Here is a 22,821-nt window from a genome sequence, read left to right as displayed (position 1 = left end):
CACCTCCAGCCGCGGTCGCAGCTCTCCGATGACGTTCGCGGCCCGGTCGATGATCTGGGCGACGGCGGTACGTGAGAAGGAAAGAAACAACACCCGTGTCGCGGCGGGCAGTCGGGCGCGCTGCCCGTGCCGGGCGGCTTCCTGCCGCAGTCGCAGCAGGTTCTCGTCTGCCGCTTCCAGGTGGGCGCGGGCGGCGGCGACCGCGGTCGTGGTTTTGCCCATGCCGGCGCCGCCGCTGACCACCAGCACCGGCGCAGCGCTCTCGATCACAGAGCGCTGGTCCGCGCGTGCCTGATAGGCCATCAGACACCCGCCGGCCGGGACACGGTGGGCACATCGATGACTTGCTGCCCGCTGTAGGAGGGATCGGCAGCCGGCTCGCCTGTGGGATAGCCGCCTATCAAGGGACGGCGCACGCAGCCGTGACCTCATGGCCGTTGAATGCGTTGACCGGGGCGTCGAAGGCACTCGGGTGAGATACCGGGACTGACGACGTGACGTCACCGCCGGCCGCGGGTGCGTCCGGGAGAGCGTACGGACGGCAGGTCCTCGCGCGCGTTGTCCGCTTCGAGGGCGTCGGCGGGCATCTGGCGGTACGAGTGGAGGAGTTCGGAAATGACGGCGGGACGGACCTGGGCCGCCGTGACGAGTGCGGCCAGCACCTGTGAACGCGATGTCTGTTCCCCGGCCGCGGCCGCGGCCCGGACCAGGACGTCCAGTCTTGAGTCCACGTCCTCCGGCCAGTCGACCAGCGTCTTGCGTCGTGGACGCTGCCACAGCAATTCCACACGTCCCCCTCGCTGACATCTATCTATATCGAATATATATTGACCCCATGGTGACGGTGCTGCAAGAGCGTGCAGAGCAACGGGTCTTAGACCGCGGCCCTGCGAGGAAGATCCGTGTGGCGGGCCGCACGCTGACATTGACGCCGGTGTTCGACACCTACTGGCGTTTCGCGGCGGCGCGACAGAAGGTCTACGAGGCGCGGCTTGCCGGGGGATCGGGACCGTTCACTAACGACCCGATCCTGCAGCGACACCGCTTCACCAACTGTTTCCGGGCCGCCGACCGGGTCAGCCAAGACCTGATCGGCGGCGTGATCTACCGGGGCGAGCAGACGTGGGAGGAAGTCTTCTTCCGGACCCTCCTGTTCAAGATCTTCAACAAGACCTCGACCTGGCAGCTGCTGAACGCCGCGCTGGGAGAGGTCCGGTGGGACGCCTACGACTACCGGACCTTTGACCGGGTGCTCTCACAGGCCTTCACCGCGGGACAGCGGCTGTACTCGGCCGCCTACATCGTGCCCCCGCCGCAGCTCGGCGAGCAGCGCAAGCACCAGAACCATCTGCGGCTGCTGGAGATGATGATGAAGGCGGACGCGCCGCAGCGTGTGCTGTCCGCGCCGACGCTGCAGGCCGCCTACCAGGTCCTGCTGGGCTTCCCGGCGATCGGGCCGTTTTTGGCCTACCAGTTCGTGATCGATCTCAACTACGCGGCCGCGATGCCGTTTTCGGAGATGGACTTCGTCGTCGCCGGGCCAGGGGCGCGCGACGGGATCCGCAAGTGCTTCGGGGCATCAGCCGACGGCATCGAGGCGGACGTCATCCGCTACATGGCCGACACTCAGGACGAGCACTTCGCCCGCCTGGGCCTTTCCTTCGCGGGACTGCGAGGGCGCCCGCTGCAGCTGATCGATTGCCAAAACCTGTTTTGCGAGGTCGACAAGTATGCCCGGGTCGCCCATCCGGACATCGCCGGGATCAGTGGCCGCAGTCGCATTAAGCAGACCTACCGGCAGCAGGCCGATCCGGTACCGGCCTGGTTTCCCCCCAAGTGGCGGCTCAACGAGCCGCCCGGACACTGAGCTTGCCGCGGGTGACGCCCGCACGCCGTAGGGCGGCTGCCGTCATGCCGCCAGGCGGCCGGTGCCGGTCAGCAGGGGGCGCAGCTGGGTGATGGGGCCGTCCAGTCGGGCGTGGCCGGCCACCACGGTCAGGGACCCGCAGGCCAGTTCGGCCTGCTGGGCGATGTAGGCCAGCAGGCGGCCCAGTCCGAGGTAGTTGCCGTAGGCGCGCTCGAACATGAAGTGGCTGCGGTATAGGGCCGCGGCGTGCACCCGCCGGTCGCGGTCCAGTTGGAGGGAGATGTGGCTCAGGCAGGGGAAGCCGATGTAGCTGTTGTCCTTCCCCGCGGTGTGGACCATCAGGTCCGCGCCGGCTCCTGCGTGTCCGCGGCTGCGGTGATGTCGATCTCGTAGGCGGCGGCTATCTTGGTGCCCGCGGCCTGGTCCCGCAGCCGGCCGATGACGGTGCCGAGCTGGTCGACGCCGCTCTTCGACGCCGTAGGGTAGGACACCAGGCGGCCGAAGTACGTGCCGCGGTGGTTGCCCGGGTAACGCTTGATCACTTGATACATCTGCCGGTAGCGCTTGGCGAGATCATCCGGGCCGGCACACCGTGCCGCCAGGGCCGCGGGGAACAGGGTGCTGGCCACGGTCTCCAGCGGCCACAGCCCGCGAGTGGTGCGCAGCCGGTCCAGTTCGGCGCGGAACACCAGGTCGTCGCTTGTCGGATCGGAGATGCGCACCACCGTGTGCAGGCCGGTCCGGTCAGGGTTGTCCTTGCGGTCCAGCTTGTTGCAGGCGGCGACCCAGGCCTGGGTGACGTCGCGTTCGGTCACGGTGAAGGTGTGCATCAGTCCTCCTGACACATACGGGTGTGGTCCGGGGAGCCGGGCTCAGTCGGGCCAGGTCTCGTCGACCCCGGCACGCGGGGCATCGCGCACCACCGTCAGCCGCAGCGCGGCGTCGTGCATCGGCAGCGCGACCTCGATCAGGCCCTGCTCGCCCGGGGGGAGTTCGTCGGTCACCACGGCGCTCGCCAGCGGCGTCGTGCCATCACTGGTCCATCGCTCCAGTCCCTTGGGCAGTACGTCGAAGACCGCGTTGTCCAGGTGCAGCACCAGCACATCGCTCGCGTCGGCGTACACCGTCTGCCCCTCGGAAGCCGTCGTGATCACGTGCACCTGGGCCTGCCCGGGCAGCGAGGCCCCTCCCGCAAGTGAGCTACGCAGGCCGGCAGGAGGGATCTTGGCCCACCGGCCGGCCCGGCCGGCATCCAGCAGCCGGAGATTCACCAGGTGACGTACCGTCCCGGCGTACGACGTACCCAGCTCGCGCGCCACCCGGTAGACGTGCTCGGGGGACGACGGGCGGCCGCCACAAATCCTTTCCAGGGCCGCCCGCACCGCCGGCAGAGGCATCAGGAACCACGCCGCGAACGCCTCCGCCGTCTTCTCTTCCTCGGGCCAGCTGCCGTTGCCCCAGCGCAACGCGGGATCGAGCTCCTGGTCCGCCGCAGTGCGATGGCCCAGCCGGTGATGGCCCAACTCGTGTGCGGCAGTGTGCCGCTGAGTGACCGCGTTCAGCGAGGCATTCAGCATCACGGCTGGCCCTCGGTCGGCGGGGGAGAAGTACACGCCGAACAGCCGGGGCATCGGCTGCGCCATCCCGATCACGTCCGCCGCTCCCAGCGCCCGGTGCACGTGAACGTATTGCGTGCGGTCGATGCCGAGGTCGCGGTGCGCCTGGACGGCTGCGATCGACGCGATCCGGTGTGCTAAGCCCCAGTTCACGCCGTCGGACTCCCGTCGTCGGCGTCCTGTTCCTCGCGTTCTGCCGCGCGTCGGAGTGTGAGGTATTCGGCGAACTCCAGCACGGTCTTGGCATCCCCGTCGGTGAGTTGGGCCAGCGCCCGCGGCAGACCCGCCAGCGAGTACTCGCTGGCGTCGGCGTCCTTCTCCTCGGCCAGGAAATAGGCGACCGGCTGCCGGTACAGGCGCGCCAGTTTCTTCAGCTCCAGGCTGTCCACACGCCGCTCGCCGCGCTCGATGTCGCTGATGGCCGAGCGGGGGATGCCGGTGGAGTCCGAGACGAACTGCTGGGACATGTTCAAGTAGTCGCGGGTCTTCTTCAGCCGTTCACCGAGCCGCACCAGCTCGGGATCGCGGTCACGGGTATCGGAAGGGGGAGGGGTCATGACTGCTGCCTTTCTTCGATCGCGTCCAGGACCGCCGCGGCGAATGCCTGCACCGACCCGGTCGCCTGGGCCGCTTCCCGGTCTGCGGGAATGGCGACCTGGTAGCGCTCCTCGATGCGTGTGAGAATCTCGACCACCAGAAGCGAATCCACGGGCAACTCCTGGCCGCCCTGCTCCAGTTCGGAGCGGAGCTCGTCTGGCGACACGCCCTCGTGCTCGGCGAGGAAGCCGATGACGACCGAGGTGATGTCGTCCATGCTTGGTGTGCCTGTGTTCGACAACTCTCCCCAATCGTCTGCATTTCCAACGGCGCTGTCGTAGCATACGACACACTGTCGAGAAAGCCAACAAAGTTGTCTCAAGATCGGACAGGTGTGAGTGTGGATTTCAAGCGCTACCAGGAAGCGGCCCTCAAAACCCTTCAGCCCCCCGTGGACGGCACCGATCCCGTACTCGTCCCCCTCCTCGGCCTCGCCGGTGAAGTCGGATCCCTGACCACCGCCTACAAGAAGTTCCTGCGCGACGGACCTGCCTTCGAGCAGGGCAAACACCAGTTACGCGAAGAACTCGGCGACGTCCTGTGGTACGTCGCCGCACTCGCCCATCGCTTCGGACTCGACCTCGACGACGTCGCCGCGGCCAACCTGGAGAAGACCAAGGACCGCTGGCGCCCCACCCCCCGCGACGAGCACGCCCCCTTCGACGCCGGCTTTCCCGCCCACGAGCAACTGCCCCGGCAGACCTCACTCACCTTCACGCCCACCAAGACCGACGCCGGCCGCACCGTCATCATCCTTACCCGGGAAGACGGAACCCCCGCCGGTGACCCGCTCACCAGCGCCTCCCACGTCGAAGACGACTACCGCTTCCACGACATCTTCCACCTCGCCCACGCCACCGTGCTGGGCTGGTCCCCCGTCACCCGCTTCCTGCTGGGCCGCAAACGCAAGAGCGCCCCCCGCACCGACGAAGCCGAAGACGGCGGCCGCGCCATCGCCATCGAAGAAGGCATCTCCGCCCTCGTCTTCTCCTACGCCGCCCGCCACCGCTACCTCGCCGACATCAAGCACATCGACCACGAACTCCTCGCCACCATCGGCCATATGACCGCCCACCTGGAGGTCAGCATCTGCCGCGCCGCGGACTGGGAGCACGCCATCCTCACCGGCTACACCGCCTGGCGCCGGCTGCGCGAGCAGAACGGCGGCGTCGTCCACCTCGACCTTGACCAGCGCACCCTAACTGTCACTCGGAACTGACGGCCCGGCAGTGGGGAACGCCCTGGTCGAGGGCGTTCCCCACACGAGCGCCGGGCGGCGCGATAGCGCGCGGGCGCTGTCGTTGGCCCAGCCGACGGCAGTACAGCCGGCGACGCCCACTCGGACTCGTCAGTTGCGCCCCGGTGGGGTGGAACGGCCAAACAGATCGTCGAAGGAGAGCGTGCCGGCGGAGTTGCCGAAATGCCCGGTGGCCCTCTCCCCGGCTCGCGGCTCCTCAACGATCATCGTGATCACCGAATCCCAGCAGGAGCGGCACAAGCAGCCGTCTTCTTGCTGGTGCTCCCCGCCTGCACGATCCGCGGCTTCCCGCACGCGCTCGGCCAGCGCCTCGAACTTTGCCTGCCATTCTGATGCCGTTGCCTGCAGCTGTGCGCTGCGACGGCGGGCATCGTCAGCCTCGCTCTCAGCGCGTTGCTTGGCGCGGATCATCGGCCAATTCGGGCCTCCGCCATAGCCGTATGACATCGCAGTCCTCTTCCGTCCGGCGCCTCAACACCTGCCTGCCTATAACGACCCGTCGGCATGGTGCGGCACGATGTTGTGCTGCAGACAGGCGATACCGAGTCCATCGCGGGACAGTACCGACACCGGTCGGCCGGGGACGATTCAGCCGGGCGCTGCGTGAGGCGCTGTTAGCCGGCAACTCCGGAAGGGTGGCAGCGGCGGGCCTTGCGCCCAGACCCGCAGGGGCAGGGAGCGTTCTTGGTCACATTGCGCCCGGGCCCCTGTGGCAGGGAAGGGGCGGGGCGGCGGACCATGCTCTGGCCGCGGGCGCGCCAGCGTTGCAACGGCGTGGGAAACTGGCCGTCCCGCTCGAGCACCCAGGGGCCGACGGCGCTGAATGCCTCGTCCCCTGCGCCGCTGGAGAAATCGCGGATTTCCTGCTCGGTGCCTTTGAGTAGCAGTCCGGCGACGGTCGCGTAGCTCTTGCCGCGGTAGGGGCCAAATCCCTGCACCTCGAAGATGTCCCGGGCGAAGGCGGCCCCTGCCGCGAGCGCCGCACCGGCCACCTCTCCTCCCTCATCCAGCCGGTTGAACAACCGGATGAGCACGCCTTCCGCATCGCTGACTGGAAGGTCCTCCTCCTGCTCCAGGGCATCGGAGAACCGCCCGCTGATCTCGTCCGGAGTGCGGTAGGAGAACTCATCCGCCTGGCCTCGGTGTTCGAAGTGCAGGGTGAAGATGCCGGGTTGCAACTGCGACTCGTAGGCGTGCACTGCGCTGGTGGACCTAAAGCCCGCGAACCGCACCATGGGGTCGCGCACCGTTCCCTTACGCATCTCGTCTCCCAGGCGTGAGCGATGGGAGTACAGGTAGGGGCACACTTGTGCCGCATACAGTGCGCACACCTCATGCACTGGGGCCTCCCCGCTGATGACGGAGGCCGGCAACGGCCCGTCCTGGAAGACCATCTGCCAGCGCAGCTCGTCCGCGAAGGGCATGCCGCACACCGCACACCAGTCGAACGCGGCCAATGCCAGCTTGCGCCGCTCGCTGATGCCTCCGAAATGCACCTCTTGCGGGCTGCGGTCAACCGTCGCAATCACCGGATAGCCGCGGCGGTCAACCTCAAGGTGGCTCATCCTTCGGGGCAACGCAACCGTCCCCTGCGGCGTGTGCTTCACTCTCATCCCCCTTCACACTCGGCCCGATCACGCTCAGGCCGTACGAACAAGAACTCATCATGCAGGCCAAACCGGCAGACGTCTCCGCAAAGACGATGCACGAGCCCAATCTCCCTCCCGGGCCACCCCGCTCTTGCCCGCGACGGAGCAGCACCTGCGTGCCTATCGTCCGGGTGGACATGAGGACGACAGCCGGGCAACGCCTGCAGCCGCCCGACCGCGTGTCCGGGCCGTGGCGCTACCGGCTGCAGTAGACGGTGAAGTCGCCGGCGCTGGTGTCCCGGACGAACTTTTCCGCGCCGGCAAGTAGCAGGAGTTGCTCGTTGGTGGCCTTGCGGGCCTGAAGGCCGGGTTGGGCGATGACGGTGTGGAAGCGGGGCCGCAGCAGGCGGGCCTGGTCACGGATGGCGAACAGGGCCTTAGGTTCGCCGACTTCGTATGCCGAGATGCCGCCGTTGCGCTGGGCGTACCGGATGGCTCGGTTGTGCAGATGGTCCAGCAGGGGCAGGGCGTTCCCGCGCCGCCACTTGGCGCTGCGCATGGCCTGGCCGCACACCTCGTACAAATCGTTCAGCCGTTTGCCGGGCGCGGGCTTGGAGGAGTACTTGCAGTGCACGAGCGTCACATCCAGGCAGCGGCCGTCGACCCTGAGACCGACGAGGTCGGCTGCCTCGCCCGAGCCGTCGTCGTCGAGGAGGACGTCGAAGGAGCCGGTGGCTTGCAGGTGGGCCGACATGTAGTACTGGATGGAGTCGGTCCGGCGCTCGGGCTTTTGTGACTCCTTGCTGAGGTCCACGCCTTGCCAATCCAGTGGCGTGAGCAGAGCCGGGTCGTAGGGGCGGCGGGCGTAGCGCGGGGCGATGAGTTTGCCCTCGTCGTCGATGAGGCGGTCGCCCTCCAGAAACAGGTCGGGCCTGTGCGCGTTGAGCCATTCCTCCAGCGGCTCCGGCTCGGCAGTGGGGCCGCTGGAGACGATGACGGCGTCCTGCTCGCGCGGCCGGTAGACTAGGCCTTTGGTGCCGTAATCAGCCTGATAGGCGACCCGCCAGGCGGGGGTCGTCAGGGAGAACAGGAACGGGCCGGTGGGGGAGTAGTCGTCGACCTCGAAGTCGACGTCGGTGAGCGCGTAACGGACGTTTTCGTAGGTGAGGGTGTACCGGTCGCGGGAGCCGAGGTAGACCTGCCACGGCCATTCCACGCCCAGCAGCGCGTACGGCGGCCGTGCGGTGATGTCCTCGGGGATGATGAACCCGTCGAAGACCTGCTCCAGGTTGATGGTGCTGTCCAGCAGCTTGGTGCCCTGCTGGTCGCACCAGTCGGTCCAGGCCTTCAGGCTCGGCGCGGTGGTGGGGGACCAGAACCGGCCCGAGTGCGCCGCGCTGATCGAGACGCTGTCGCCGTCGTCGAAGCCGGACGTGGCAATGTGGGTCTGGCTCTTGTGCTCCTGGGCGGTGGTGAAGCCCTGCGAGACGTCACTGCCGACGTGGAGGGAGAAACGCGTGAAGTAATCGCGGGCGTCTTTGAGGCCGACGTTGGTGGGCACCAGCCGGTCCAGGCGGGCCAGCACCCGGAAGGTGCGCTTGCCGTTGATCAGTTCGCAGTCCTCGCCCAATACTGCCTCGGCCAGGTCTTTGTAGGTGCTCGACTTCTCCGAGCCGTGGATGTACAGCAGCCGCCTGGTGGTGTCGAAGTAGAGCACGATCAGCTCGTAGACGACCTGCTCCAACTCCTGCGGGGCGCCCCAGCGCACCGGGGTGCGGCGTTCGATGACGTACCAGGCGACGGGGGAGTCCTCGCCGCCCAGGGCCATCCGGTCGTCCAGGACGCGCTCGTTGTCCTTGCACAGCGCGAGGGCGGCCTCGGGTTTCCACTCCGGGGTGGACGCGCGGTAGGCGACCGCGCTCATCTTCGGCTCCAGCACGCTGACCGCTACGTCTTCGGGCGCGCCGGTGAAGGTGGTGTCGAAGGCGCTGGTCTCCTCCGCGGCCAGGGTGGCGCGGTCGGTGAGGTCGCGCAGCAGATGATTCCAGTCGGCGTCCTCGCGCAGTAGGCGGCGCAGTGGTGAGGCGCCTGCACCCGGTTCCTGCGCGACGAAAACGGTGGCCTCGCCCAGTCCGCCCGCGGCCCGGGTGAAGCGGCCGATGAACTGGATCATTGGGCTCAGACTTTTGCGGGCCGCGTGCATGGCCGCGATCTTCAGGGCGGGCTCGTCGAATCCCTCGCCGAGCATGTCGACGCAGATGATGACGCGGCACTCGCGCTCCCGCAGCGCCTGCACGGCCGCCTTGCGGCGGGTGACGCCCACGTTCTGGTGGACCACGGTGGGATTGAATTCGGGCGCCAACTCCTGGTAGAGCAAGCCGAGTTCCTCCGCCTTCGGGATGCTCTCGGCCCGCGCCATCAGCAAGTGGTCGTGCCCCACTGCCCGGTCGGCGCGCAACTGGCCCACGGCCAGCTCGGCCAGCTCCCGGTCGACGTCCTCGATACCGAACACCGCCCGGTAGTTGATGCGTGTGAAGTAGCCCAGCCGCTGGGCCTCCCGCAGGGGGAAACGGAACACGGTACGGCCGGGCAGGCGGCGGCCATCCTCCCTGAACGGGGTGGCGGTGAACAACAGCACCGGACGCTCGGAGAAGTCATCGATTACCCGCGCCCAGGTTTCCGCGGGGGAGTGATGCGCCTCGTCCACGATCAGATGGGAGAACGAGGACAGCAGAGCCATCCGCACATTTCCCACGCTCCTGTTGAGGATCTGTGGGGTGGCGACGACGACATTGCACGCCTGAACGAACCGGGCCGCCTCCTCCGGGTCCTTGAACCCGCGTTCGAGCCGGCCCACCCGCGGCCGCAAGGCGGCGGGCATGACGATCTCCTCCTGCTGCAGGATGCCGAGCGTTTCGAACTTTCCCGCGATCTGGTCCCGCAGCGCCGCACTGGGCACCAGCACCAGCAGCCGTTCCATCCGCGCCGCCACCAGCAACGCCAGCATGGTCTCGGTCTTGCCGGTGCCGGTGGGCATAACCACGATGCCGGGATCGGCAAGCCCCGCGGCCCAATGGCCCATCACCGCGTGCAGGGCGCCGATCTGCGGGCGGCGCAGGCTGCGCGGCTCACCGTACGGACGAAAGCCGATGGCCTCCCGATACGACTCCACCACCGTCTGTGGCGCACAGGCAAGGCTGCCCTGCCAGCGCACATCCCGGCCGGAGCGGCTGGGCAGCACGGCCGTCAGACCATTGGCTGCGTCAGATGCCGTGCGCACCGCGGGCCAGCTGCCGTAGGTGTTGGAGACACGCAGTAGCCCGTCCTCGTCCGTGACGTTCAGCGTGCTGCCGGGGACTAGGAGTTGGCGGACCTTGTTGTGCTCGAATCGCTCTTCAGCCCACACGGGCTGGGTGCTCACGTTCATACGAAGGGCTCTCTGTTGCGGATCTGGGCACCAGCCGGCGGTGGGCCGGGCAGGCCGGGGAAGGCAGATGCGAGAGTCACGGGATCGGCTTCCGCAGCCGGGACGGTGCCCGGGGTTCAGCGCCGGTGTGCGCGCTCGGGAGAGCGCCGGGGGACGTTGAGGAAGTCCTCGAACCAGTTGTCCGGCTGCAAGGCGGGGGGGATGGGAGAGGACTCCGTGCCGTCCGCTCCACCGGAGCCCTCGCCGTACTTGCTGTCGTACAGCCACAGCACGTCGTGGTCTTGGAAGAAGAAGTCCGAGCAGGCGTCGAAGTCGTAGTCGTCACGGTGCTTGGGCAGCGCTGCATGCGCGCTGCCGCCATCTTCCAGGTGGGCGGGCGCGTCGCCGAGGGCAAGGTGCAAGACTATCTCCTCGGCCGCGCAGGAGGGCCGCGGCCAGCTTCCGCGCTTGAGGTCGCCTGCCAGATCGTCGCAGGCCCGGGCCACGTTGCGCCGCCACTGCATGCTCTGGCGCCACGTCACCTGTGGCAGACGGGCAAAGAAGCCCCAGGCACCGTCATCGTCCTCGGTGACGGGACGATCGCCCAACTCGGCGGCGTCGTCGTAGGCTGCCTCAGCAAGCTCGTCCAGCGCGCTGAAGAGCAGATCGGCCGTGCGCGGCGTGAAAGTCCAGCGGCACTTCTGGCAGTCTTCCTCCTCGCAGTCGCATGCCGCGGGCAAGGCGAACAGCGAGGCGAAGTCCGGCTGCGGCTCCTCGGGCACAGCCGCAGTGGCACCGGGGTTTCGCGGGGAAGCAGCATAGGGGTTGGCGGCCTGCTGGAGCCGCCAGCCGGTACCGAAGTTGATGCGTACAGGTTCGGTCGACCAGTCGGCGACCTCGTCTCCCCGTGCGGACAGCAGCAGTCCGCCTTCCTGCGCATCTGTCAGCCAGTCCATGCCGGGCAACTCTCCCGTGGTCTCGGCAGCGAACATGACCGCGCCCACGAGGTCGTGTGGATCGTCCTCGCCCAGTTCCTCATCCGGCATCGGCTCCCAGCCGCCGGCTGTCGCGGCAGCGAGCACCTTGGTCTGGTCGTACACGTGGAACTCACGCAGTTGCACCACCCGGACCACCGGGCCCGGCAGGTCGGCCAGCCGGGCGTCCTTCGGTGAGCGGGTCGCCGAGACGGGAAGCTCGGGCTCGTCCTCTGCCGGCTCTTCGAGCGGGTCGTCGGCGGGCCACGCGAACAACGTCTGGGCGGCGCTTGGCCACACGCCGGCCCGAGCGCGCTCCAGGGCCTGACGGAAGGACGAGGCCGGGGCGTCCGGCAGCGCCGTGGCGATCTTGTGTGCCGTGATCTTCTGCCGTTCAGTGAGGGCTCCGTTGAGAGCGGCGGACGACAGCAACCGGGCCGCATGCTGGGCCACGTGGGCATCCCGGCAGGTGAACACGGCCTGCACGCAGGCTGGCCCATTCGCATGGGCCAGCAGGACAAGGACACGGCTCTTGCTGCTTGCGTGCTCGCAGAAGAACGTACGGGGCACGGCCGAAACCGGTGGGGCTGTCACAGGAGCGCTCCAACGACCGCGGCCAGCCAGGGGCCAACCGCACACGACAGGGAAAGCTGCTGGTAGGCGCGGTACAGCCGCATCTCCGGGCAGCGCAAGAATCGAAACGTGACTGGTGCCGTCGATACGATCGACAACCCGGGTCCGTGAAAGACCATAGCCGGTCGGCACGTCTGGGTAAGGCGTTTCAGCACCATTTTCCCGGCAGGCCAGCGCAGGACCCACAGGATGCCTGCGCCACGCGCGCTCCGGACGGGCACAAGTCTTTCATTCTGGGTCGCATCCGCGGCGGTTGTCAGACCTGCCCACTACCCTCCCCAGACATGACTGCATCCCGCCGTCCAGCACGCGAACTGCCCGGTGACCCGGCTCGGTTGCGCCTGGTCTACACGCACGGCCATCCCATCGAGCCCTACGACTTCGAGGACACCCTGGAGCAGTGGCACGTCTCGGTGCGCCTCTTCCACGAAGAGGACGAGGAGTGCCCCCAGGGGTGCAGCGAGGTCTGCGAGCGGGCCATCGAGGAGGGCACGGAGATCGGCTACCTGCTCTTGTGCCGGCTGCGTGACTACACCGCGGACAACCGATGGGAGGCCGCCGACGCCCAGTCGGGTGATCTGGAATCCATCGCCTCCACCCTCCTCGACCCCCGGACCGGGCAGTACACCGATGCCTTTGACGAAGCCATCGAATGCCCGGTCGGTGACCTGCTGATCCTCGACCGAGTCGTCCTGGACCGGCTGTGGCGCGGCTTCGGACTCGGTCCCGTCCTTGCAGCAGAGGCGATCCGGCGCCTGTCCGGCGGCTGCTGCGCGGTGGCCGCCGAACCCGGCATGGCCGAGTGGCCCGACAACCGGGAGGAGGTGTCCGAGTCCTACCGGCAGCAAGCCCGCCGCAAGATCGCTGCGTTGTGGGAGAGCATCGGATTCACCCACTTCCAGGACGGCATCTACCTGCTGGACCCCGCCCTGCGGCAGCCGGGTGAGCTGCTGGCCCAGAAGCGGCAGGAACTGCTCCAGCTCGCGCAGGCCTACCGTCCACAAGCCACCGCACTCACGATCGTTCCCGAGCCCGAGCCCGAGCCCGAGCCCGAGCCCGAGCCCGAGCCCGTTCCCGAGCCGACGAGTGCGGCAGCGCGAGGAGTCCTTGCGGTGGATCAGCAACCGCGGCCGCGGGAGGGCTGGCTGAAGACCATCGGGAGTGTGCGCGCCCAGGACACCCTGCTCTATCTGCAGGGCCGCTGCCAGCAGGCCGGGTGGGACAGCCGCGACAAGCGAACAGCGCTGGCCCTGGCCGCCGAAGTGACGAGCGAAACGGATCTGCGAGGCCTGGGCGCGCGGATCCGAGACGTCCACTTCGGACTGCACAAGGCGTTTGCCGACGCGGTGACCTTCTCCGCTGACTCCTTTGACGTGAGCCCTTTCCGGGCAGATCCCAGCAGGCTGGGGCCGCTAGCCGGAGTGTGGGTGTACGGGTCGAACCTGCACGGCCGGTATATGGGCCGTTCCCACGGGGTGGGCGACGCCTGCCAGCATGCAAGATCTCTGGGGCCGCACCTGGAGCGGATCTCCCTCGCCCAGCTGCTGGAGCTGGGGGAGTTCTGGCGGTGGAACGGGCCCATGTGCTCGTTCTGCAGCGGCTGGTCGGGGCAGCGGCTGACCGAAGAACAATACGCCCACTACCTGAGCGTCACGGCGACCTCGCGATCGTCCGCCCCCTGAGCGCCCGCCCGTTAGGGGCGGCGCGGAAGCCGAAGGGGCGGGGAGGGCGGGGCCAGCCCCGGCCTGTGATCGGATCGGGGAGACGAGCAAGGCGTGGCCCCGCCTCGGCGGGCAGGAGACAGCCAGCGTTCAGCCCGGTATCCCGGGCGCGTCGGCTGCGGCCCGCGAGAACTGCGGGCAGAACCGGTCTGCTGGCATCTGGACGCCTTCGCTGGCCCTCCGTGGTCCCGGGTGCGTGGGCCGCCAGCTGCGGTGCCGAGCCGCCCGACGCGCGTGCGACGCGCCGACGGATCTTGAGCAGGTCGGGTGCTGACACCGTGATTTCGTCAACGCCCGTTCGAGGGGGTACGACGTCACCGGGGGAATGGCACCACTCGCAGGGGTGGCTGCTGCCCCCTTCGGCGGTGTCCCGCCCTCTAGCATCGACGCTCATGTCCACAACCAGTTCCTCCGCCGGCGCCCGGGTCATCTACGCGCTGGTTGATCCCCGGGACAACACCCAGCGATATCTGGGCCAGATCCCCGTCCCCACCCAGCTGTCACTCGCGCAGGCTGTGTTGAAGAAGCGGCCCACCGCCCATGCGGTGGCCACCTGGGTGTGTGAGCTGGAGGAAGCCGGCCACACCCCGGCGGTGGAGGTCGTCCGAGCTCAGGTGCCGGCCGCCGAAGTGAAGCGTGTCCTTCAGGAGGAGCTGACCGAGCGCCTTGCCGCGGGCGTTCCGCTTTTGAACGAGCAAGGCGCTGCCAAGGGACGCAGGCTGCGCCAAGAACGGGTGATGGCGCAACGTGCAGCCGACGCGGCCACCGCCTGGGCTGAGATGGCAACCAGCCTGCGCGCACGTCTGGGCGGGCCTCTCCCGCCGAGCTCCCCGACGGTGATGCGTCTGCCTGAGCCGGTCAGGACCCACATCCCCCTGCTGCCCGACATCGATCGCGAAGCTTTGAGCTTTTCCGAACGCTGGCACACCCGGGAGCATGTCGAGCGCCTGGAAGCACCGCTGAGCCACACGGCCGATGCGCTGTTCTATGAGCTGCACAACCTCCACAGCTACGGCGACAAAGGCCCCCGCCAAGAGGTGAGCTCCCGCATCTGCTCCATCGCGCTCCGTCGACCACGCACTGACCTTGATCACCTGGAGCAGATGATCGGACTCGTGCCCTGGTGCATGTATGCCGCCGCACCCTGGTATCGCATGGCCCAGACTGGCGGGCTGGTCCAGACCCCGGCCGAGTTCATCCGGTGGCTGGGCGACACTCCGGCCGCATCCGCACTGCAACTGCTGGCCGGTGAAGAAGGCCAGTTGCGCCTCATGCTCGAGCATTGCCACGGCGACGGGCGGGAGCGCCCGGAGGTCTGCCTGCTTGCCACCGCCGTCGCCCACTGCCACCTGGACGTTCCGCACCCGCTTCAGGACCAGGTGCGCTTCCTGCTCGCGGATCTGTTGCCCACCCCGATGCTCACCCAGCCGATGGCGGATCTGCTGCTGCGGCTGGACCCCCAGGCCCTGCGCGCGCTGGGGCCGGATGTGGCACCGGAGACGGACGAACGGCTGAGGCTGGCGGCGGGCACCACGGCACGGGTTCTGGCCGACCTCGCGGCGCACCGTGCCTTCAGCGGCAACCGCCAGGTGCGGCAGGCTGCATGGCGGGCGTCGGGCCGAGCACCCACGGTGGACGTGCCCGACTTCCGTGGCTGGTCCGGCCCGACCGTACCGACCATGCGGGTCGTGTCCGCCAACCTGGTCCACGCCGGCGTCTTGGCGGCGCCTGGGGGCCAGTCGGGTACCGAGTACGTCGCCGGTGTCCAGCGCCTGCTGGCGCCCGACTACGACTCCCGTGCCGCGCGCCGGCTGACTGGCGAGCCGGCCGACGGACGCGAAGACCCGGTCGGCCAGCCGCACTGACTGTTGTGTCGGTCAGGCTGCCTCACCTTCCAGTTGGGCGGGGATGTAGCGGTTGCTGCGGTCCAGGCGGATCTCGCGCACCCCGGTCAGCGGGCGGGTCAGAGGATCGTTGACCGCGGCGATGATCTGCATCGGCGTCCCGTCCGCGTCCGCGTCGGCGGCCGCGTCGGCGAGCTGCTCCATGAGCCGCTCGGCCATCTGCCCGTCCAGTCCCTGGCCGCCTAGGCCGCTGAGCGGCGAGTCGACCATGAAGAACAGCGGGAGCAGCACCGTCGGCACCGAACGTGCCAGATCGCGCAGAGCGAGCATGGCGCAGAGGTTGGCCAGGGTCTGCGGGCCGCCGGCCACCGCCTGGTCGTCGAAGGCCAGCCCGTCCACGTGGGGCAGGAACGTCTCGGGGTCGATGTGGGCGTGGCGCACGTCGGGGTTGACCGCCCTGAGCCGGGCCAGGAAGTGGTGCGACCACTGCTCCACCAGACGCTTAAGCTCGGTAGCGAGTTTCTTCTCCGCCTCTTTCCACGCCTCGTGCGCCTGGTCCTTCGCCTCCAGCAGCCGGTCCCGTTCTGCCTCCAGCGCCGCCAGCACCCCGACCTCCTTGATGCGCTCCTGCAGCTGCTCCAGGCGTCCGGCCAGGTGAGCGGCCTCCTTCTCGTGCGTGAGGGCGGACGCCCGGCAAGGGTTGAGGGTGGAACGCGTGAAGTCACCAATCGACTGCTCTACCGCCCGTACCGTTTCCCGGGCCGCATCTTCCGTCTCCTGTGCCCGTGCCAGCTCGGTTTCCAGCCGCCCGCAGGCTTGCCGGGCCGAGGCGAGCGACTTTTCCGCCTCCGCGAGGAGGGCCGCCTGGCCCGCCAGCCGCTGCGCGTGCAGCGCGTCTGGCTGTTTGCACACCCGGCAGTGGTCATTGGGAAGGCCGTCCGCCTGCAGCACCTGAGTGCACTGCGGGCAGTGCTGCGGCACGGACGCCTGCTTGCGGAGCCCCTCCAGGCGGCCTTCCAGACGTCCCTCATGGCGCAGGGCCTGCCGTAGCCGCTCCTCCACAGCGCCGGTATGGCGGCGCGCCGACTGGTGTGCCGTCTTCGCTTGGTCGCGCTGCTTGTCCAGCTCGGCCACGTGTCGCTGATGCTTACTCAGCTCCCCCTGAGCCTGCTTCACCCGCTCGGCCGCGGCCGCGTGCTCCTGCTTCCATAGCTGCTCGGTCGCCTCCAGGTCCATCGGGCCGGGCAGCCCGGCGTCACGGCGCGCCGCGAGCATCGCCGCGGCCGACGCCTTCGCCTGTGCGTGGGCCGACTTGGCCTCCTGAAACCGCTGCTGGAGGGCGTCGATGTGCTCGTCGTGCAGGCCCAGCAACACCCGCCCTGTCAGCCGGCGGACCGCGTCGCTTCCTCCGCCCAGGTAAGCGGTGGCAATGGTGGACTGCCGCAGCGCCATCCACCGCTCCACCTCGGCCAGCCCGACCCGGCCCCCGCCGCTGCCCAGGATCGGGATCCCCAGCAACTCCATCACGAACTCGCTGGCGCTTTGCTCGCCGCCGCGCCCGCGAGCGACCGGCCGACGCACCTCGCCGACCGCCGGGTCGCTGAGATTTTCGAAGGATACATAGCCGCCCCGGTGCACCGCCGGCCGCGTCGCCTGCCACCGCGTACCGCCGACACGGAACACCAGACGGACCTGGGTACACGCCCGCACCGCATGCATGATCTTCCCGCTGTTCAGGCCCAGCGGATACAGCAGCGACTCGAAACCCGTCGACTTGCCGGACCCGGAACAGCCCACGAGCAAGGTCACCACGCCGGTGAAAACCTGACCCACCCAGTCGCCTTGGACCTGGAATTCGTGTCGCTCGATGATGAAAGACCGCCTACGCACCGCGCACATCTCCCTCCGCCCGGCCCGCATGGCCGAGTGCCCTGGCGCCAACGAACAGCGCGCGCCGCACGAGACGGGCGCCGTCGCATCTCATCCGCACGGATGATCAGCCACCCCGCGTTCTCGGGCGTGACCTTCCGGCCGGGCAGCCTCGCGCAGGCACCTCCGAGGGAAAGACCGCCGCCACGACACCGCGCTGCCCACGCACGATCCCGAAGCGCCCGCTGGAAGGCACCCACAGGTGGTGCTGCGGGGGGTCTTGCGAAGCGTCAACCCGGCATCGTGGCGGAGAGTTGACGTGACGTCATCACCAGGCAGACGCCCTTGTCCGACGGCAGAAGCGGAGCCTGCCGGAACGGGCGTCATACGCCTAACTGTCGGGATCGCGTACATGCTCGACCATCACACGAAGTAGCGAGAAGGTGATCACATTCACCGCTCTTCGTCTCATCGGTCGTTGTCCTGTGGGAAGAGACACCGTCGGCCAAAGGGGCCAGGTCATCTCCGTGACGAAGCAGGGGTCATCCATGGGACGTACGAAGAAGAACAAGCCGCGCCACAAGCTGCGCGGACTGCACGACGCCAGCCAGCGCCGAAGCACCAAGACACGCGCGGCGCAGATCGCCTGGACGCCGCTGAAGCAGGCCTGCGGCTGTGTAGTCGACTGGGGATGGAGCAGCCAGACTGCCGACCCGATGACATTCACAGACTGGTACACCAGCCGCCTGACCTCCCCTGGCACACCGATCCCGTGAACGGGGCATCCGGCGCCGCTCTGCCCAACGAACTGACCCTCCAGCCGCACGGCACCAGCGTGCTGCTGCACGCGCGCAAGGCCGCAGCCGACCGCCACGAGCTCGGTGGCGAACTCGCCACCCGCCTCACCCACGTACTGGAGACTGCCAGCCGGGGGAAACTGGCACTTCTGGACGACGCGCCGGCCGGATTCCGCAGCTGGCTGATCGCCAACACCGACGATCCAGCCCAAGCCTGGCTCGACCACGAGCTGTGCGAGATCGTCCTCAACCAGGGCCGCTCCGCCCTGCCGCGGGAGCTGCTCGAGCACCTGCCCGAACAGCTCCGGACTTCTTCCCCCGAAAGCCCTCAGCCGGAGAGCGCGGCCTGCAACATCTGCTCCTTCTCCGCCGCCAATGGCGGCATCCTGTGCGCCTGCGGGCACGACTGGTCGTGCCATCCCGGCAACGCAGGGCAGGGTGAGCCGTGCTCGCACTGCCCCTGCACCGACATGCATCACCTCTGACCCCTCCAGCCCCACATGCAACGGAGCCACGCCGTGAATGGCACTGCAAGTACCCACCCGCTCGCATCACCGCCCAGCAATCCCACCGCCACTCCCTTCTCGGCCTGGGCCCTCATCGAGGAGTCCTCCCGCACTCCCGCGCACCGCTGCAGCGACTGGGTGGTCTATCACTCGGCCATCCTGGGAATTCCTATTGCCCGCACTAAGGGTTGTCCCGTAAATGATCTTTGGCAGGCTGGGTGACCTGCCAGTTTCTGCGTCACCCGGCGAGGGTGAGGTTGTGCAGGCGGGCGATACCGAGCATGGCGTGGTGAACGCCGGCGCCTTTCAGTCGGCAGTCGCGAAGGATCTTCCAGCCCTTCATGCGGGCGAAGACGTGCTCGACGCGGGCGCGGACCTTGCGGTGGGAAGCGTTGTGTTCTTCCTTCCAGGCCGGGAGGTCGGCCTGGCCGCGTTCGCGGCGGTGTGGGATGACCAGGCCGGTGCCTCGATAGCCGCCGTCCGCGATGACTGTGGCCTTCCCGATGGTGTCTTTCGCGCCGGACAGTTCCCACGCCTTGCAGTCGTTGCGGTTGCCGGGCAGCGGTCGGCCGACGGCGACGACGAGCCGGGTGTCGGCGTCGATGACGACCTGGTGGTTGGTCGAGTACCGGTAGTTCTTCGACTGCTCGGCGATGGTGTGGTCGCGGGTGGGGACGAGGGTGCCGTCGACGATCAGCACGGTGTCCTTGCGGAACCGCTTGCGTTGCTGGAGCGCGAGCGCGGGCCCGAGGTGATCGATGATGCGGTCGGCGGCGGACTTGGACACCCCGAACAGCGGCGCCAGTTGGCGCAGGGTCAGGTTCGTCCGCCAGTACGCGGCGACCAGCAGCACGCGGTCCTCCAGCGGCAGGCTCCACGGCCGGCCCTTGCGCACCGGGTCCGCACCTTCACGCCGCAGAGCGGTGATCAGCTTGCCGAACTGGCGCGGGCTCAGCCCGGTGAACGGGGCTATCCAGGAGGGCTCCGACGCCGTGATCACACCAGACACAGCAAGATCATCTCATCCGTGACCAGCAGTTACGGGACAGCCCTTAGCGTTCTGGCTGCCGTCAACCTTTTGGCATCCGGTTGTCTGCTGCTCGAGCAGCGCAAGCTCTCGATCGAGACCGCCAGCTTGGACGGCGTGGTGATCAGCGACACCCGGCGGCGCTTCCACCTCGGGGCAGGACCCTGGGGTGACGCTCACAGACTCTGTGACCAGCCTCGGTGCCCTGAACGGCCCGCCTGCTACCGGACTCTGTGCGAGGCGCACACGATTGCGGGCGGTGACGAGACTGTCCGCGAGCAGACCGCCCTGTTCGCCGTGCGCCACCGCGAGGAGCGGGACTGGGTGAGCCATGTCGAAGGTGACCTCATGGCGGAGCTCATGGAGGCCGCGGTCACGGCGGGCTTGCCCGCTGCCGAGCACGCCCAGTACTTCGCCGAGCGGCTCAACCTTGCCGACGCCGACACTGCCGACGACTGGGACTACCAAGAGCACGAGCTGGCGATCAACGCAGACCAGGTTCGTCTCCTGCACTGCGTGATCCCCCCGGCCCGTGCCGATCAGTGAGCAGCGGGGCGTGCCCCGGCAGATCGGCCCGCTCGACCCACTGAAACTGCCCGGTCCTCCACAGGATTTGAGGCTGGAGTTCTCTTGTAAACACTGGCGCGTATGGGCTGGTGGCAAGAGGAACACACCCTGGGAGCGTTGACGGACTGGAGTACAGCTCGGCCCCTGGCGTCGAGGGTCTTCGCAGCCTGGGAGGACCGGGTAGCAAGATCCATCAACTTGGCCTGGAAGGACACTACGACCTCCTGGTGCTCTTCAATGTGCAACTGGACCATCCCTGGGAAGGGTTCGGCCTCGGCGCCTTCCTGGCCGCAGAGGCCTTGGACTTCCGTGGCTCGAGATGCCGTCTGACCGCTCTGGACCTCGACGAGGAGGACTCACCCTGAGGCCGCCTGGTGCGGGCCGCGGGATTCCATCGGCTTGGCGGCTGGATGGCCGTCCGTAGCTGCGTCAGCTCGCACGACGATGGGCATCGCCGGCAACTGGCCCTGCAACACTCCCAGGTGCCCGGCTCGCGGAGCCGGCGCGGGTGTCCATGCCGAACCTCCCTTCTGAGCGGGGGGATTCGCCTCACTGGCGGTCGTGCTGACGCGCGGCCCTTGGTGGCTGGTGCGGGGTGCGCGCGCATCCCGCACCAGCCACCAGGAACCTTTCAGGGCGCCTGCAGCAGACAGGGTGCCTGAGCCAGGGACGGTTTGGGAGTGATCCGTACCTGGCCCCATTGAGCGGGATCCGTCGGGGCCAGGTCGGACGCCGTCGCCGGGCGGCCACCGCAAGTGACCGCGTAGTGCTCGGCCAGGAGCTGCAACAGCGCTTCAGCGTCGCGCACGCCGTCCTTGTATCCCCACCAGTCGTCGTCTTCGCAGTTTTCGTACCCGTAGTGGCCGTCGCTGCGGCACATCTCCTCGTAGTTGATTTCCTGCTGGAATGAGGTCCGCAGCAGGACAAGGACAGAGTTGTCCCTCCCGACCATCACCGCTGCCCGATCCTCCGGGTCCTCCCAGCCGGCGATGACGGCGCGGGCGGCCTCGGCTAGCCGGTCAGCCTCGAACAGGGCGTGGATTTCGGCGGCTTCGATCCGTCCAGCGGTCTCACGGATGAGCTCGTCCGCAGCGACACCCGCCCGGTATGCCCGCAGCAGCCGCCAGCGCAGATCGTCCCGTACGTCGTCGTAGCCGCTCAGGGCTGACTTCAGATACGCCCGGGCTTCCTGCTCGGGGGACGGCGTGTACACGGCAATGACCTTGTCAGGGGTGTCGCCGGAGCCTTCTTCCACGAGCCGGACACGCACATCCATTGGGCCATCGCGTACCACGCGCGCGAGGTACTGCTCGTCGATGACGGTGTCGAGAGCCTCGTTGAGATCGTCTTGGGCGCGTTCCTGGACAGTGCCCGGAAGCCATTGGCTGTCGTCCTCGTACATCTGCTCGCTGCGGGGGGCCTGCGAGTAGTAGGGATCCATCACCTGGTCGTAGCGCTGCCAGGGGCCGTCCTGGCCGTCGTCATCTCGGAAACGCACTTCCAGCCATGTGCGGTACTGCTCCATCAGGCATTCCCTGTTCTGAGGTGGGGCGCGGCACGCCAGTGCGGCGCGCTGCGCCTGGGGGGAAAGAGAAAAGAGAGACATGAGAGGGACAGGCCCGTTGTCCGGCCTGGGGCCTATGGGGCCGCAGCGGCACTGGGGGACCGACCTGGCCGGCAGGCAGCACGGCCCGCTTGCGCGCTACCGCGACCCGCGAGGACAGGCTGGGCGGTTGGCCGGGAGCGTTCAGTGCTCCTTGAGGAGCGGGGTTCGGCGCAGGAATTCGGTGCGCAGCGCCGTGATGACCGTGTCTGCCTGCTGCTGGGTGGGCAGGGCGACCGGGTGGCGCGGCCAGGGGAGGGAGGACCATTCGAGGTGCGCCGCGGCAAGCCGCTGCACTGGATCGGCCGTGGCGGCCGGCGGGCTGTGCCGTGCCCGGTCGGCGGCCTGCCGGAACGCTGGGGCCAGCCGGTGGAGTTGCAGCGGGTCGAAGATGAGCAGGTGAGGGGTGGCCGCGTAGGGCGGAGCTGCGACGACGGCGACGTGTCCGACGTAGTCCATGAAGAACAGACGATCGCTCCGCTGGCCCAGTACCCGCCGCATCTCCTGCTGCCAGGGCTGGGAAAGAAGCCACGTCTCCTTGGCTCGTGCCAACTCGGTGCTGTCCTCACTGGCGGCCCCAGCTCGGAAGGCGGGCAGAAGGCCCCAGTACTCCTCTTCTGCTGCGCAGGCTGCCTTTTGCAAGGTCGACACGAACGAGTCGACGGTCTCGGCGGGCAGGGTGAGGACCGTGGGGGTTTTGGTGAGGGGACCAGTTCTAACGATGAGGACGCCTGGCGAGGTTCCGATCTCGGTTGCGTCCGCTACCACGATGGTGGGCGCCTGGCGGGGGCGGGCGGCTTTGGCTTTGCGCTTGGCCACGGGGAGAAGGTTCCTTCGGGGAAGTGGCGGCAGGTCGGCCGCCGACGGGGGCGGGGTGTCTAGCAGAGCGCGGCTGCCGGTGCCTGTCGCGCTGCCGTAAGCGGTGCCTGACATGGAGTGCAACGAGC

Annotated in this window: 22 protein-coding genes; 8 read left to right on the top strand and 14 right to left on the bottom strand. The window is 68.4% G+C overall.

Annotated elements, in window-relative coordinates:
* Window positions 1–500 precede the first annotated feature (500 nt).
* On the bottom strand, window positions 501–788 hold the full coding sequence (locus tag ACIBNA_RS38680) for a hypothetical protein (protein WP_399169945.1): 288 nt from the start codon (window positions 786–788) through the stop codon (window positions 501–503).
* 47 nt (window positions 789–835) lie between these two features.
* Between ACIBNA_RS38680 and ACIBNA_RS38675 the strand changes: the two genes are divergently transcribed.
* Window positions 836–1,867, top strand: a complete 1,032-nt coding sequence (locus ACIBNA_RS38675; RefSeq protein WP_399169943.1) for a nucleotide kinase domain-containing protein — start codon at window positions 836–838, stop codon at window positions 1,865–1,867.
* A 42-nt stretch (window positions 1,868–1,909) separates the two neighbouring features.
* Here the strand turns inward: ACIBNA_RS38675 and ACIBNA_RS38670 are convergent, their stop codons facing one another.
* The 5 genes from ACIBNA_RS38670 to ACIBNA_RS38650 are packed head-to-tail and all read right to left on the bottom strand — an operon-like array spanning window position 1,910 to window position 4,297.
* Window positions 1,910–2,206 carry a hypothetical protein gene (locus tag ACIBNA_RS38670; RefSeq protein ID WP_399169941.1) on the bottom strand — a complete coding sequence of 99 codons (297 nt, stop codon included), beginning with the start codon at window positions 2,204–2,206 and terminating at the stop codon, window positions 1,910–1,912.
* Entirely contained in the window at window positions 2,206–2,697 is a 492-nt protein-coding gene (locus ACIBNA_RS38665; RefSeq protein ID WP_399169939.1) for a hypothetical protein, read from the bottom strand. The genes ACIBNA_RS38670 and ACIBNA_RS38665 overlap by 1 nt, the downstream gene beginning before the upstream one ends.
* A gap of 42 nt (window positions 2,698–2,739) precedes the next feature.
* Window positions 2,740–3,636, bottom strand: coding sequence for an ImmA/IrrE family metallo-endopeptidase (locus ACIBNA_RS38660; RefSeq protein WP_399169938.1), 897 nt, complete (start codon window positions 3,634–3,636; stop codon window positions 2,740–2,742).
* Window positions 3,633–4,040 carry a helix-turn-helix domain-containing protein gene (locus ACIBNA_RS38655; protein ID WP_399169937.1) on the bottom strand — a complete coding sequence of 136 codons (408 nt, stop codon included), beginning with the start codon at window positions 4,038–4,040 and terminating at the stop codon, window positions 3,633–3,635. The genes ACIBNA_RS38660 and ACIBNA_RS38655 overlap by 4 nt, the downstream gene beginning before the upstream one ends.
* Entirely contained in the window at window positions 4,037–4,297 is a 261-nt protein-coding gene (locus tag ACIBNA_RS38650; RefSeq protein ID WP_399169936.1) for a phosphopantetheine-binding protein, read from the bottom strand. The genes ACIBNA_RS38655 and ACIBNA_RS38650 overlap by 4 nt, the downstream gene beginning before the upstream one ends.
* A gap of 123 nt (window positions 4,298–4,420) precedes the next feature.
* Here ACIBNA_RS38650 and ACIBNA_RS38645 point away from each other — a divergent pair, with 123 nt between their 5' ends.
* Window positions 4,421–5,299 carry a nucleoside triphosphate pyrophosphohydrolase family protein gene (locus ACIBNA_RS38645; RefSeq protein ID WP_399169935.1) on the top strand — a complete coding sequence of 293 codons (879 nt, stop codon included), beginning with the start codon at window positions 4,421–4,423 and terminating at the stop codon, window positions 5,297–5,299.
* Window positions 5,300–5,428: 129 nt separating this feature from the next.
* On the opposite strand, the gene ACIBNA_RS38640 is transcribed toward ACIBNA_RS38645, so the two are convergent.
* The 4 genes from ACIBNA_RS38640 to ACIBNA_RS38625 form a co-directional block, all read right to left on the bottom strand.
* A complete protein-coding gene (locus ACIBNA_RS38640; RefSeq protein ID WP_399169933.1) occupies window positions 5,429–5,749 on the bottom strand; it encodes a hypothetical protein in 321 nt (106 codons plus the stop codon).
* 203 nt (window positions 5,750–5,952) lie between these two features.
* Window positions 5,953–6,945: an SEC-C metal-binding domain-containing protein gene (locus tag ACIBNA_RS38635; RefSeq protein WP_399169932.1), complete on the bottom strand. Its 993-nt coding sequence runs from the start codon at window positions 6,943–6,945 to the stop codon at window positions 5,953–5,955.
* A gap of 238 nt (window positions 6,946–7,183) precedes the next feature.
* On the bottom strand, window positions 7,184–10,354 hold the full coding sequence (locus ACIBNA_RS38630; protein WP_399169931.1) for a DEAD/DEAH box helicase: 3,171 nt from the start codon (window positions 10,352–10,354) through the stop codon (window positions 7,184–7,186).
* A gap of 116 nt (window positions 10,355–10,470) precedes the next feature.
* The gene (locus ACIBNA_RS38625) at window positions 10,471–11,793 is read right to left on the bottom strand and encodes a hypothetical protein (RefSeq protein WP_399169930.1); all 1,323 of its coding nucleotides are present in this window, start codon (window positions 11,791–11,793) and stop codon (window positions 10,471–10,473) included.
* 431 nt (window positions 11,794–12,224) lie between these two features.
* Between ACIBNA_RS38625 and ACIBNA_RS38620 the strand changes: the two genes are divergently transcribed.
* The gene (locus ACIBNA_RS38620; protein WP_399169929.1) at window positions 12,225–13,622 is read left to right on the top strand and encodes a hypothetical protein; all 1,398 of its coding nucleotides are present in this window, start codon (window positions 12,225–12,227) and stop codon (window positions 13,620–13,622) included.
* A gap of 431 nt (window positions 13,623–14,053) precedes the next feature.
* On the top strand, window positions 14,054–15,526 hold the full coding sequence (locus tag ACIBNA_RS38615) for a hypothetical protein (protein WP_399169928.1): 1,473 nt from the start codon (window positions 14,054–14,056) through the stop codon (window positions 15,524–15,526).
* Between the two features lie 12 nt (window positions 15,527–15,538).
* On the opposite strand, the gene ACIBNA_RS38610 is transcribed toward ACIBNA_RS38615, so the two are convergent.
* Window positions 15,539–17,404, bottom strand: coding sequence for a hypothetical protein (locus ACIBNA_RS38610; protein WP_399169927.1), 1,866 nt, complete (start codon window positions 17,402–17,404; stop codon window positions 15,539–15,541).
* Window positions 17,405–17,922: 518 nt separating this feature from the next.
* On the opposite strand from ACIBNA_RS38610, the gene ACIBNA_RS38605 reads away from it, so the two are divergent.
* Window positions 17,923–18,150, top strand: a complete 228-nt coding sequence (locus tag ACIBNA_RS38605; RefSeq protein WP_399169926.1) for a hypothetical protein — start codon at window positions 17,923–17,925, stop codon at window positions 18,148–18,150.
* Window positions 18,147–18,656, top strand: coding sequence for a hypothetical protein (locus ACIBNA_RS38600; protein ID WP_399169925.1), 510 nt, complete (start codon window positions 18,147–18,149; stop codon window positions 18,654–18,656). The genes ACIBNA_RS38605 and ACIBNA_RS38600 overlap by 4 nt, the downstream gene beginning before the upstream one ends.
* A gap of 259 nt (window positions 18,657–18,915) precedes the next feature.
* Here ACIBNA_RS38600 and ACIBNA_RS38595 read toward each other — a convergent pair whose 3' ends face one another.
* Window positions 18,916–19,686: a transposase gene (locus ACIBNA_RS38595; protein WP_399169924.1), complete on the bottom strand. Its 771-nt coding sequence runs from the start codon at window positions 19,684–19,686 to the stop codon at window positions 18,916–18,918.
* A gap of 18 nt (window positions 19,687–19,704) precedes the next feature.
* Here ACIBNA_RS38595 and ACIBNA_RS38590 point away from each other — a divergent pair, with 18 nt between their 5' ends.
* Entirely contained in the window at window positions 19,705–20,250 is a 546-nt protein-coding gene (locus tag ACIBNA_RS38590) for a hypothetical protein (RefSeq protein WP_399169922.1), read from the top strand.
* Window positions 20,251–20,498: 248 nt separating this feature from the next.
* Window positions 20,499–20,636 carry a hypothetical protein gene (locus ACIBNA_RS38585; protein WP_399169921.1) on the top strand — a complete coding sequence of 46 codons (138 nt, stop codon included), beginning with the start codon at window positions 20,499–20,501 and terminating at the stop codon, window positions 20,634–20,636.
* A gap of 266 nt (window positions 20,637–20,902) precedes the next feature.
* On the opposite strand, the gene ACIBNA_RS38580 is transcribed toward ACIBNA_RS38585, so the two are convergent.
* Window positions 20,903–21,796 carry a hypothetical protein gene (locus tag ACIBNA_RS38580; RefSeq protein WP_399169920.1) on the bottom strand — a complete coding sequence of 298 codons (894 nt, stop codon included), beginning with the start codon at window positions 21,794–21,796 and terminating at the stop codon, window positions 20,903–20,905.
* A gap of 222 nt (window positions 21,797–22,018) precedes the next feature.
* Window positions 22,019–22,693 (bottom strand): hypothetical protein, encoded by a 675-nt coding sequence (locus tag ACIBNA_RS38575; RefSeq protein ID WP_399169919.1) that lies wholly within the window; start codon window positions 22,691–22,693, stop codon window positions 22,019–22,021.
* Window positions 22,694–22,821: the final 128 nt, after the last annotated feature.

This window comes from Streptomyces sp. NPDC050164 (assembly GCF_044459945.1).
GTDB classification, from domain to species: domain Bacteria; phylum Actinomycetota; class Actinomycetes; order Streptomycetales; family Streptomycetaceae; genus Streptomyces; species Streptomyces coeruleorubidus_A.
This window is presented reverse-complemented; position numbering and strand designations above follow the sequence as displayed.

Coding starts and splice junctions, on each gene's coding strand:
- ACIBNA_RS38675 (WP_399169943.1), top strand. CDS start 836: ATGGTGACGGTGCTGCAAGAGCGTGCAGAGCAACGGGTCTTAGACCGC.
- ACIBNA_RS38670 (WP_399169941.1), bottom strand. CDS start 2,206: ATGGTCCACACCGCGGGGAAGGACAACAGCTACATCGGCTTCCCCTGC.
- ACIBNA_RS38665 (WP_399169939.1), bottom strand. CDS start 2,697: ATGCACACCTTCACCGTGACCGAACGCGACGTCACCCAGGCCTGGGTC.
- ACIBNA_RS38655 (WP_399169937.1), bottom strand. CDS start 4,040: ATGACCCCTCCCCCTTCCGATACCCGTGACCGCGATCCCGAGCTGGTG.
- ACIBNA_RS38650 (WP_399169936.1), bottom strand. CDS start 4,297: ATGGACGACATCACCTCGGTCGTCATCGGCTTCCTCGCCGAGCACGAG.
- ACIBNA_RS38640 (WP_399169933.1), bottom strand. CDS start 5,749: ATGATCCGCGCCAAGCAACGCGCTGAGAGCGAGGCTGACGATGCCCGC.
- ACIBNA_RS38630 (WP_399169931.1), bottom strand. CDS start 10,354: ATGAACGTGAGCACCCAGCCCGTGTGGGCTGAAGAGCGATTCGAGCAC.
- ACIBNA_RS38620 (WP_399169929.1), top strand. CDS start 12,225: ATGACTGCATCCCGCCGTCCAGCACGCGAACTGCCCGGTGACCCGGCT.
- ACIBNA_RS38615 (WP_399169928.1), top strand. CDS start 14,054: ATGTCCACAACCAGTTCCTCCGCCGGCGCCCGGGTCATCTACGCGCTG.
- ACIBNA_RS38610 (WP_399169927.1), bottom strand. CDS start 17,404: ATGTGCGCGGTGCGTAGGCGGTCTTTCATCATCGAGCGACACGAATTC.
- ACIBNA_RS38605 (WP_399169926.1), top strand. CDS start 17,923: ATGGGACGTACGAAGAAGAACAAGCCGCGCCACAAGCTGCGCGGACTG.
- ACIBNA_RS38580 (WP_399169920.1), bottom strand. CDS start 21,796: ATGGAGCAGTACCGCACATGGCTGGAAGTGCGTTTCCGAGATGACGAC.